Origin of the sequence: Candidatus Magnetominusculus dajiuhuensis (assembly GCF_046044395.1) — a bacterium.
GTDB classification, from domain to species: Bacteria; Nitrospirota; Thermodesulfovibrionia; order Thermodesulfovibrionales; family Magnetobacteriaceae; genus Magnetominusculus; species Magnetominusculus dajiuhuensis.
Genome location: NZ_JBJUSG010000038.1, coordinates 1 through 9900, shown reverse-complemented (window position 1 = coordinate 9900; position 9900 = coordinate 1). Strand labels below are relative to the sequence as shown.

At 48.7% G+C, this 9900-nt stretch carries 11 protein-coding genes; 2 read left to right on the top strand and 9 right to left on the bottom strand.

The features are described 5' to 3' along the window. The 9 genes from AB7D94_RS07055 to proC form a co-directional block, all read right to left on the bottom strand. Window positions 1–589: tetratricopeptide repeat protein (locus AB7D94_RS07055; RefSeq protein WP_420265046.1), on the bottom strand; the 589-nt coding region annotated here is incomplete at its 3' end. Then, on the bottom strand, window positions 589–1812 hold the full coding sequence (gene coaBC / locus AB7D94_RS07050) for a bifunctional phosphopantothenoylcysteine decarboxylase/phosphopantothenate--cysteine ligase CoaBC (RefSeq protein WP_420265045.1): 1224 nt from the start codon (window positions 1810–1812) through the stop codon (window positions 589–591). The genes AB7D94_RS07055 and coaBC, both read right to left, overlap by 1 nt. A gap of 7 nt (window positions 1813–1819) precedes the next feature. Further along, complete coding sequence (gene rpoZ / locus AB7D94_RS07045) at window positions 1820–2227, bottom strand: DNA-directed RNA polymerase subunit omega (RefSeq protein ID WP_420265044.1); 408 nt, start codon at window positions 2225–2227, stop codon at window positions 1820–1822. A gap of 45 nt (window positions 2228–2272) precedes the next feature. After that, window positions 2273–2890 carry a guanylate kinase gene (gmk, locus tag AB7D94_RS07040; protein WP_420265043.1) on the bottom strand — a complete coding sequence of 206 codons (618 nt, stop codon included), beginning with the start codon at window positions 2888–2890 and terminating at the stop codon, window positions 2273–2275. A 31-nt stretch (window positions 2891–2921) separates the two neighbouring features. Next, window positions 2922–3770 carry a YicC/YloC family endoribonuclease gene (locus AB7D94_RS07035; RefSeq protein WP_420265042.1) on the bottom strand — a complete coding sequence of 283 codons (849 nt, stop codon included), beginning with the start codon at window positions 3768–3770 and terminating at the stop codon, window positions 2922–2924. Beyond that, window positions 3767–5032 (bottom strand): histidine--tRNA ligase, encoded by a 1266-nt coding sequence (hisS, locus tag AB7D94_RS07030; RefSeq protein ID WP_420265041.1) that lies wholly within the window; start codon window positions 5030–5032, stop codon window positions 3767–3769. The genes AB7D94_RS07035 and hisS overlap by 4 nt, the downstream gene beginning before the upstream one ends. Next, complete coding sequence (locus tag AB7D94_RS07025) at window positions 5019–5531, bottom strand: DivIVA domain-containing protein (RefSeq protein WP_420265040.1); 513 nt, start codon at window positions 5529–5531, stop codon at window positions 5019–5021. The genes hisS and AB7D94_RS07025 overlap by 14 nt, the downstream gene beginning before the upstream one ends. A 79-nt stretch (window positions 5532–5610) precedes the next feature. Further along, a complete protein-coding gene (locus AB7D94_RS07020; protein ID WP_420265039.1) occupies window positions 5611–5907 on the bottom strand; it encodes a YggT family protein in 297 nt (98 codons plus the stop codon). Window positions 5908–5922: 15 nt separating this feature from the next. Continuing rightward, window positions 5923–6705 carry a pyrroline-5-carboxylate reductase gene (proC, locus tag AB7D94_RS07015; RefSeq protein ID WP_420265038.1) on the bottom strand — a complete coding sequence of 261 codons (783 nt, stop codon included), beginning with the start codon at window positions 6703–6705 and terminating at the stop codon, window positions 5923–5925. Window positions 6706–6834: 129 nt separating this feature from the next. On the opposite strand from proC, the gene AB7D94_RS07010 reads away from it, so the two are divergent. Both AB7D94_RS07010 and AB7D94_RS07005 read left to right on the top strand, forming a co-directional pair. Next, on the top strand, window positions 6835–7686 hold the full coding sequence (locus AB7D94_RS07010; protein WP_420265036.1) for a prohibitin family protein: 852 nt from the start codon (window positions 6835–6837) through the stop codon (window positions 7684–7686). A gap of 379 nt (window positions 7687–8065) precedes the next feature. After that, the gene (locus AB7D94_RS07005) at window positions 8066–9694 is read left to right on the top strand and encodes a phosphohexomutase domain-containing protein (protein ID WP_420265034.1); all 1629 of its coding nucleotides are present in this window, start codon (window positions 8066–8068) and stop codon (window positions 9692–9694) included. The last annotated feature ends 206 nt before the right edge of the window (window positions 9695–9900 follow it).

Here is a 9900-nt window from a genome sequence, read left to right as displayed (position 1 = left end):
CCTCTTCAGGCGTGAACTCAGCAGTTGATGGCTCCGTCTCAATTACTACCGTCTCTTCACCGTCTTCAATGTCTATGCCCTCAGTCAGTTCGTATTCGTCCCCGATATCACTTGTCTCTGAGATTGCTTCAACCGGGATGTCAGGGTTGTCCGCCGCTGCCTCTTGTTGCGACTGTTCTTTGAGCCGGACTTCGTTGATGATTTTCTCAATGCCCGCAGCCGCGTCCTCATCAGACGGGTCTATTGAAAGGATTGTTTTATAGGACAACAGGGCATTTTCAGTCTCGCCTATGATTGTGTACAGTTCAGCAAGTTTTCTATGAGACAGGATGTTGTCCGCAATGGCCTCTGTAACCGATTTAAACTCCTCAATGGCGTGTATAAAGCAGCCCTTTTCCATGTAGAGATTCCCAAGGGCCACGCGCGCACTCATGAAGTTTGGATATGTCTCTATGCAGTGCTCCAGCACATGTATCGCGGCGGCCGTCATGCCAAGGCTCTTGTACTCATCCGACAGGGGGACGAAGAGCTTGGGGTTGGTACCGCCTAAGACCTTTTCTCTTAACCTGTCCAGTTTATCGGGAGACATCAGCGCGGGCCTTTTATGTGTGAGAGTATTATGTCGAAGATTCTGTCAGCGCCGTCTTCTTTTGACATTTTAGGAATGGAGAGTTCCTGCTCCGGTGTGATGACAGTCATAATATTAGTGTCAGAGTCAAAACCAGCCCCTTCCGCGGTAACATCGTTAAAGACTATCATGTTGATGCCTTTTCTTTTGAGTTTCTCGCGCGCCCTGTCTTTTCTGTCACCTGTTTCAGCGGCAAAACCGGCTATGTAAGGTGTTTTTGAGGCATTTCTATGTGAGGATACCTCCGCAAGGATGTCAGTTGTCTTTATGAGATCAAGTGTAAATCTCTCCGTACGTGATATCTTATCCTCTATAAACCTCTCCGGTTTGAAGTCGCACACCGCCGCGGCCATCACCACGATGTCGGCCTCTCTGGATTTTTCTAAAACGGCACGCCGCATATCGCCGGATGTCTCAACGCGGATAACCTCAGCGTCGCTTATATCAGATAGCGAGGGCAGTGATGTAGGGCCGCTTATGAGCGTTACCACACCCCCCCTCAGGCAGGCCACACGCGCAAGGGCAAGGCCCATTTTCCCCGATGACCTGTTTGTTATAAATCTCACGGGGTCTATGTATTCCCTCGTCGGCCCTGAGACCACGACCACCCTGAGGCCTTTCATATCATTTGCGCCGATTACGCGCCTTAACGTATGCACAATCCTCTCTGCCGATGCCATGCGCCCCACACCCTGCTCGCCGCAGGCAAGCTGGCCCATTTCGGGTGGTATCTCTACTACTCCCTTGTCTTTCAGATACGCAAGACGGTCTTTGAATATCGGATTGTCGTACATCCTCCAGTTCATAGCCGGGGCTATTATTACAGGGCCTCTAAAGGCCATAAACAGCGTAGTCAGCAGATTGTCCGCTATGCCGGAGGAAAACTTTGAAATCGTGTTAAGCGTGGCAGGGGCGATTATCAGGGCAAGCGCACCCTTTGCCATGTTTATGTGAGACAACGGAGACTGGAAATTATCCCACAACACGGGATTTTCTGAGACGACCTCAAGCGCCAGTGGCGTCACAAACTGCCTCGCCGCCTCAGTCATAACCACCCTCACCTCTATCCCCAGGTCTTTAATTGCGCGCACTATGAGTGGACTTTTGTAGGCCGCAATGCCGCCCGTAACGCCAAGCACAACATGCCTGGCCGCATCCGCGCGTCCCCGTGCCTTGTCTTCCATAGGAATGCTACTCCGTATCTGCTAAGGGTTCCCCATCGGTATCGGTAAACAACGTCTCTATGGTGTGCTTTATGCCGGTATCTTCTCTCTCGTCGAGATAGAACTTGAGGTCTTTTTCGAGTTCGGAGAGGTCTTCTTGTTCACTCGCCCTGCGTTTCTCTTCTAAGAACCTCTTGTAGTCCAGCTTCTTCGCCTCTTCGTTTGCCTGCTTGGCCTCTACTCCGGTGATGAACTCAAGTTTGTAGCTTATGGCCTCTTCAAGCGCAATAGTGGTTAATTTATGCGCCTTTGAGACAACCATAGGCTTTCCCTTGTGAGATAGTTCCTTCACCCGCTGGGATATGATGTGCACGAGCCTGAAGCGTCCATCTACTTCATTGTAGTCAAGCTCTATGGGCAGTGAGATTGAATCCATTTACTGTTCCTCCTGTAATATCTATTTAAATCTACCATTATTTTATTACTGTATGCCGAATTTGCCCTCAAACCAATCCGCGTTCAGGCAGTCAGCCCTTAACCTGCCCGATAGTATTATCGCCTTCAGGCCGTCAACCGCCCGGCGCAGGTCGTCGTTCACTATTATGTAATCGTAAAACAGGCATTCCCTGATCTCATCCTTTGCCTTCGCAAGGCGGCGGATTATACTCTTTTCGTCGTCCAGGTTTCGCTTATACAGACGCTCACGCAGCGCTTCAAGCGATGGCGGGAGGATAAATATATATGTGGCGTCAATGTGTCTCGCCCTTATTTGCTTTGCCCCGTGTGTGTCTATGTCAAGGAGTACGTCACTGCCGCCTTCCTGTATCTCTTTTATCCTCTTTATGGACGTGCCGTAGTAATTGCCATGCACCTCCGCCGACTCTATAAATTCACCAGCCTGTAACATGTGATGAAACGCCTCCACACTGATGAAGGTATAATCAATGTCATTACGCTCTCCGGCGCGGGGTTGGCGTGTCGTGAATGAAACCGACCCCTTCATGTGGGGGATACTTTTTAGTATCTCACCGCTTATCGTCGTCTTTCCCGTCCCTGACGGGGCTGACAGTATATACAGCCGTCCGTTATTTATATACATACATGGTTCCTCTCACTGTCATGTATTTTTTTCATTGAATATTCTGCACCTGTTCGCGTAGTTTCTCTATCTCCGCCTTTAATTGCACAGCGAGGGCGTTTACCGAATACATATCGGTCTTTGACGTAATCGTGTTTGCCTCCCTGTTAAGCTCCTGCAATATAAAATCCAGCTTCCTGCCTATTTTATCATTATCCGCGAGGTTTTGTCTGAATTGTTTCAGGTGGCTTCCTATGCGTTGGATTTCCTCTGAAATATCATATCTTTCCGCCAAAAGCGCGGCTTCCTGCAACAGTCTGTTATCGTCAACCGGTATGGAATCCATAAGTTCCTTCAATTTACTTTTAGTCCTTTCAAAGATTCTCTCAGCGGCACCCAGTGACTCCTCCCTGATTCCGGCTAAGGCCGCGTCTATCGCGTCAAGATGGCTGGTGATTTCTCCGAGGAGGATTTGGCCTTCCTGTTGTCTCATCGCCTCCAACTTTTCTATGGCCTCGTTGAAGACCTCGTAAATGACATCCTCCGGCGTCTCGCTCATCTCGGTAACCAATGCCTCTTTAAATGACAAGATGGCGGCGAAGTCTATCTCTCCCCGCAGGTGAAACTCATCTTTGATTGCTGACACCGCGTGAATCAGACCTTTTACGAATTCCTTGTTAATTGATATCTTGCATGTACTTTCAGGGGCAACGGTTACATATATGTCTATGTGGCCGCGATGGAAGCGTGTTTTTATCAGGTTTCTTATCCCTATTTCGTGTTTCAGGAAAAACGGCGGCGCCTTTATGTTCAAATCAAGGAATCTGTGGTTAACGCAACGCATCTCGACTTTCAGGCCGTTTCTTTCGCTGGCTCCATAGCCTGTCATGCTCTCAATCATGCCCGCCCCTGCTCATACAATTTAGTGAAGGCCGCCACGTCATGTATATTTATTTCGTCCTGAGTGCCATCGGAGAGGCGTTTCCATGTCGCCATGCCCTTTTGGATTTCCTCTGTGCCAAGCATTACGGCGTACTTCGCATTTAAGCTGCTGGCCCTTTTCATGTGGCTCTTTAAGGATATTTTCCATTCGCCGCATGTAGAGGAGATGTTCTTATCCATGAGTCTTATGGCCAGAGAAAGGGCAATATTCAACGGCTCCTCACCCAGCACAGCGAAGTAGAAAAACGGGGCGTTTGTATGTGGCTCAAACAGTTTCATTAACTCGACAAGCCTCTCCATACCAAGCGCGAAGCCTATGGCCGGTGTTGCCGGGCCGCCGAATTCCTCTACGAGGCTGTCGTATCGCCCCCCTGCCGCCACCGCCTTTTGCGCGCCGAGGTGTTCCGTAGTAAACTCGAAAGTTGTTCTGGTATAATAATCAAGGCCTCTTACTATCAACGGGTTGTCGTCAAAAGAGATACCGAGGTTGTATAGGAGTTCTCTTAGTCTGTCGTGGTGCGATTTGCAGTGCTCGCAAAGAAAATCTATGATAAGCGGCGAACCGTTTCTGAGCACACAGCAGCTCTCTACTTTGCAGTCAAGGATTCTAAGGGGATTCTTTGTCAGCCTTGTCTTACAGTCGCCACAGAGGAACTCTTCTTTTTGCGAAAAAAACATGGACAGGGCGGCATTATAAGCGGGGCGGCAAACTTTACATCCGATAGAATTTATTTCAAGCCTCAGGTGCGGCACTTTCAGTTTTTCAAAAAAATTATTAATCAGAAACAGCATGTCGGCGTCGGACTCCGGGCCTGCCGCGGCAAAACACTCCGCACCGATTTGATAGAACTGTCTGAGACGCCCTTTTTGGGGACGCTCATAGCGAAACATCGGCCCCATGTAATAAAATTTCTGCGGGGCAGGCCGCCTGTTCAGTGCGTTTTCCACATAACATCTAACAACCGGCGCAGTGCCTTCGGGGCGTAATGTAATGCTCCTGCCGCCTTTGTCGGTAAACGTGTACATCTCCTTTCCTACTATGTCGGTGGACTGCCCGATTGAGCGGGTAAATATTTCGGTGGACTCAATGACGGGTATTTTTATCTCGTCATAGCCGAAGATATAAAACAAGTCCCTCGCGGTCCTTTCTATTTTATTCCATACAAACACATCTGGAGGGACAATGTCATGAACCCCTTTTAAAGTATTATACGTGCTCAACGCCGTCGTCAGCCCCTACTCTTCTGTCACCCCAGTCGTCAGCGTCGCCTTCTCTTTCCTTGTCAAATTCTATCTCGCGCAGGATTTTCTCAACCAGACGCCTGATCTCTTCCTTGAAATGTCTCCTTATGCCCCTGAGGTCAACAATGTCTTCGTGGACTTTGACAACACGCTCCTGCGCCCTTTTTATTATCTCATCTGCCCTCAGCTCAGACTCCCGCGTGATTAACTCGGCCTCCTTTCTGGCGTTTGTCTTATATGCCTCAATCATCTGCTGGGCGGTTATCAGTGTCTCTCTAAGGGTGGTCTCCATGTTCTTGTGTTCCTTGAGCTGTCCCTCTATGATGTGAATCTGCTCTTTTAAGGACGTGTTCTCCCTAAGCAGCTCCTCCATCTCCTCACGAAGGATCTCCAAAAAGGCATAGACCTCCTCAACGTCAAACCCCCTGAACTTCACGGGGAACTGTTTTTGCTGAATATCCAGCGGTGTAATCCTCATGCCCTGCCTCCTTATGTTTAATTCCTTAAACGGGATGATTATATCATAAATCTGCAATTAAAATAAGTTTATTGCCGCGTCAACGTAAAACGCGGCTTGCCTGCAACAGACTTTTCACCAGAAAAGACCTCGTAAACACAATGGCAAGGACAACAATCATCGGAGAGATGTCTATGCCGCCAAGGGTGCCCACTTTTTTCCTGATGGGACGTAATATCGGCTCGGTTGCCAAATACAAAAATCTCACAACAGGGTTGTACGGGTCAGGGTTTACCCAGCTCAGCAGGGCGGCAACGATGACAATCCACATATAAGCCCCCAGTATAAGGTCGGCTATCTCTGCAACTGCCCCTACAAGATTTCCAACGATAAACATACCTCCCTCCAGAAATTATTTGCTCACCTTAATATTCAATTCGGCACTGCGCAAGGCCGCCGCCCTCAACACATCGGCAACCAGCCCGGCCATGTCTCTGTCCTGCATAACTTTTAGTCCAGCTACGGTAGTTCCACCCGGCGAGGAGACCATATTTATGACTGACCGGGGGCTGCGTGAGGAAAAAAGCTCCGACGTCCCGGCAAGCGTCTGAAGGGTCAGCATAGAGGCTGTCTCATCGTCGAGGCCAAGTGCTATGCCGCCTGTAATCATAGCCTCCGCAAAGAACGCGATAAAGGCCGGCCCGCTTCCCGAAACGGCCGTAACCGCGTCCATTTGGGCTTCAGGCAGGCGACAAACCCTCCCGATGGATAAGAAAATCCCTTCCACCAAGGTCATAGTCTCAAGGGAGATTCCCTCAGCCGCAGATATTACTGACATCCCTTTAAGCACCAACGCCGGGGTATTAGGCATCACCCTTACAACATTGTTCGTCTTAAAGGCATGGCTGAGATAGGAAATCGAGACTCCGGCGGCTATGGATATAAGAATCTTTTGCGACAGGTCAACGCTGGCAAGTTCTTCGGCAATGCCGCTTACTATCTGGGGCTTTACTGCGAGAATGATAATGTCGGACTTCACGGCAAGCTCTTTGTTGTCGTCGGTAGTGTTAACGACGTATGTTGCTGAGATATAGCCCCGTCTTTGTTCAGACGGCTCCGAGACGTAAATATTCCTCAAGGCCATGCCTTTAATCAATGCCTCGGCCATATTGCCTCCGCCTATGAATCCTATCATACGCCCTCCTGCTGAAATTGTAACCGCCGCGCGCCTCTGTTGTCAATATTTTTTAAATAAACATTTTTTTAACAATTAGTGTACAATTAATGGGAGAGCTTGTTTAATTCGTTAAGTGGGAGGTTATGTATGCCAGGAGGAGTTTTTGACGGATATGAGCCTAAAATGCCGGGCTTCGTTACAAAGAAATTCTACATGATAGTTACAGTTGTAATCGCTGTAGTGATGGTGCTGCTTATTATTAATCCATTTGTTACCATAGGGGCCGGAGAAAGGGGCGTAGTGCTTAACTTTGGAGCGGTACAGCCTGTCGTGCTTAACGAGGGGCTTCACATCCTTATTCCCATAGTGCAAAAAGTCGTCAAGATGGATGTCCAGGTACACAAGTCCCAGACAAACGCCGATGCCTCATCGAAGGATTTGCAGGAGGTTACATCTGTCATCGCTATCAATTACAACATCCTCCCCGATAAGGCAAATCTTATCTATCAAACCATCGGCACCAGTTATAAGGAGAGGATAATTGACCCCGCGGTTCAGGAAATCGTAAAGGCGGTAACGGCCAGATATACCGCCGAGGAACTGATAACAAAAAGGCCGATTGTCAGCGCGGAGATGAAAAGCGGTCTGGTTGAGCGTCTCATCAAGCATCAAATCGTCGTAGATGAGTTTTCTATCATGAATTTTTCATTCTCCAAGCTGTTCATGGAGGCCATTGAATCAAAACAAACCGCCGAGCAACTAGCACTGAAGGCGTCAAGAGATTTGGATAGAATCAAGATCGAGGCCGAACAGAAGATAACACAGGCAAAGGCGGAGGCCGAGGCCCTAAGGCTTCAGAAAGAAAACATTTCGCCTGACCTGATTAAACTGCGCAGAATAGAGGCAACAATGAAGGCCATAGACAAGTGGAACGGTATTCTGCCAAAGGTTACTTCTCAAAATATGCCGTTTATTGATGTAAAAGAGATAGATCAATAACTCCAACAGATAAGGATTAACGACGAAGGGGGGGTAACCCCCCCTTCACCCCGTAATTTTGCCGACGCTTTATCTATCGCCAAGACGGGGGATTATCCCCTCAAAACTTTAATATTTCTCAACTACCTGCCCGGCATTGGAATGAATTTTATTATCAATAGGTGAAAGGCTGGTTTTTATATAGGTGATTTAGGACAAAATAGGGCAATTACCTATCCCCATGCCAAAAAGGCATCTTTTTAAGTCGCGCCCCCCGCAAATCCATGCGTTAAAGCAGCGGCGATATGGATAAATCATTCGTATTTGTGATACAATATATAAGTCAATCGCGCGGGCATTGCCTGTGGCCGGAAAAATGTGATGAGTAGCGGGGGTATATATGGCGTTATTTAAGGATGCTTCTGAGTGCTGGAAGGAGATATTGTCAAACCCAAAGGAAAACGCGGGAATGCTGTCTGAAATAGAAGACTTTGCGAAGGAAAACATGGATGGTACAAACATAGTCTTCGGGACTTCCGGATGGCGCGGGGAAATCGGCATGGACTATACCTTTAATAATATGAAGATAGTGACGAAGGCAATAATCTCAATGTTCAAAGAAGAGGACCCCGCCGTGATGGAGGCCCTCGGTGTAAAAGATTTTAAAGAGATTCAACAAAGAGGCGTTATCGTAGGGCATGACAACCGGTTCTTGGGGCAGGACTTTGCCATGGAGGCAATTGGGCTTCTGAGCGGTGCGGGCATCTCTGCCTACTACTCCGGCGAGACCACAACGCCTGAGTTCTCTGCTGCACTTGAAGAGCTTGGTGGGGCGGCATCCATAAACCTGACCCCGTCGCATAATCCCGCCCGCTGGGCAGGCTATAAGTTCAACCCCTCAGACGGCGGACCAGCAGGCACTGAGATTACAAAGGTCATCGAAAGGTTTGCCAATAAGATGATGGCGGATAAGACGATAATCCCCGAAGCCAGGAAAGTGGATTACGAAACCATTGACCCCGTTGCCCTGTACGAAAAATACGTAAACAACAAGAGAACCATTAACCTTGACTCAATTAAAAAATTTATCGCCGATAATGACGTGTTCATCTGCATAGACCACGTCCACGGCGCAACGCGCGGAAGGCCGCAGCGTCTGCTTGGCGAAAACGGCAGTAAAATAAAATACCTCAGGACAGAAAACGACTACCTCTTTGGGGGTATTGCCCCTGAGCCGTCATCAAAGAATATGCAGATGGTTACCAATGAGCTAAGGGCCTCAGACGCGGCCCTCAAACTCGGCGTAATAATGGACCCCGACGGCGACAGAATCAGATTAACCGACGGCACTACCGAACTGCCCATGAACGCCTTTGGCGCGCTGGCGTTTCATTTTTTCCACAAATACAAGAAACTCTCCGGCATAGTGGCAAAATCAGTGGCAACCAGCAATTTCGTCAACGCGATAGCCGAAAGGCTCGGCGTCACGCTCAAAGAGACAATGGTAGGGTTTAAAAACTTCAGGCCATACCTGCTCCCATCGGCAAAAGAACGGGCAATCATAACATTCGAAGAAAGCGACGGCATCACCGGCTATAACCATACGCTTGAGAAGGACGCGATGTTCGGTCTGCTCATCGCCATAGAGATGATGATGGCAACCGGAAAAACAATAGGGGCGTATTTCAGGGACGTGCAGGAGGAGTTTGGGTATTTCTACCCTGACCGCTCCGGCGTGGAAGTTGACCGCGCGCTGGTTGGTAAACCCCTCATAGAGAAACTGTCGAAGATAAAAGATACCCTCAGGGCCGGCGCGGCGGTAACATTCGGCAGCAAGTCAAAATCCATAAAAAACATCATAACCGTTGACGGCACAAAGGTAATATTTGACGACGACTCATGGCTTTTAATAAGGCCGTCGGGGACAGAGCCAAAGGTGCGTTTTTACATTGAGACACGCTCAGAAGACGAAAAAGACATCATGTTCAAAAAGGCCGAAGAAATAACAAAGGCCGCAATTGGGGCATGATAGATTGGGATAGGAGGACAACTGTGTGACCGGCAGCGCCGATGTGCCGGTCACGGCGTTTATTGTTAACGCGGTTGCCGTCAACAGGAGCAAACGCATTTGAAAAATAAAGCAGAAGATACCTATGCAATCGTTTCGGCTTTGTCCCTTTCCGTCATTCCGGCTTGTCCGGAATCTTCCCTTTATTGGGAGTTTCATGATGATTG

Bases quoted from the DNA above. Each gene is read 5' to 3' on its own strand.
- coaBC (WP_420265045.1), bottom strand. From the start codon at position 1,812: ATGGAAGACAAGGCACGGGGACGCGCGGATGCGGCCAGGCATGTTGTG.
- rpoZ (WP_420265044.1), bottom strand. From the start codon at position 2,227: ATGGATTCAATCTCACTGCCCATAGAGCTTGACTACAATGAAGTAGAT.
- gmk (WP_420265043.1), bottom strand. From the start codon at position 2,890: ATGTATATAAATAACGGACGGCTGTATATACTGTCAGCCCCGTCAGGG.
- AB7D94_RS07035 (WP_420265042.1), bottom strand. From the start codon at position 3,770: ATGATTGAGAGCATGACAGGCTATGGAGCCAGCGAAAGAAACGGCCTG.
- AB7D94_RS07025 (WP_420265040.1), bottom strand. From the start codon at position 5,531: ATGAGGATTACACCGCTGGATATTCAGCAAAAACAGTTCCCCGTGAAG.
- AB7D94_RS07020 (WP_420265039.1), bottom strand. From the start codon at position 5,907: ATGTTTATCGTTGGAAATCTTGTAGGGGCAGTTGCAGAGATAGCCGAC.
- proC (WP_420265038.1), bottom strand. From the start codon at position 6,705: ATGATAGGATTCATAGGCGGAGGCAATATGGCCGAGGCATTGATTAAA.
- AB7D94_RS07010 (WP_420265036.1), top strand. From the start codon at position 6,835: ATGCCAGGAGGAGTTTTTGACGGATATGAGCCTAAAATGCCGGGCTTC.
- AB7D94_RS07005 (WP_420265034.1), top strand. From the start codon at position 8,066: ATGGCGTTATTTAAGGATGCTTCTGAGTGCTGGAAGGAGATATTGTCA.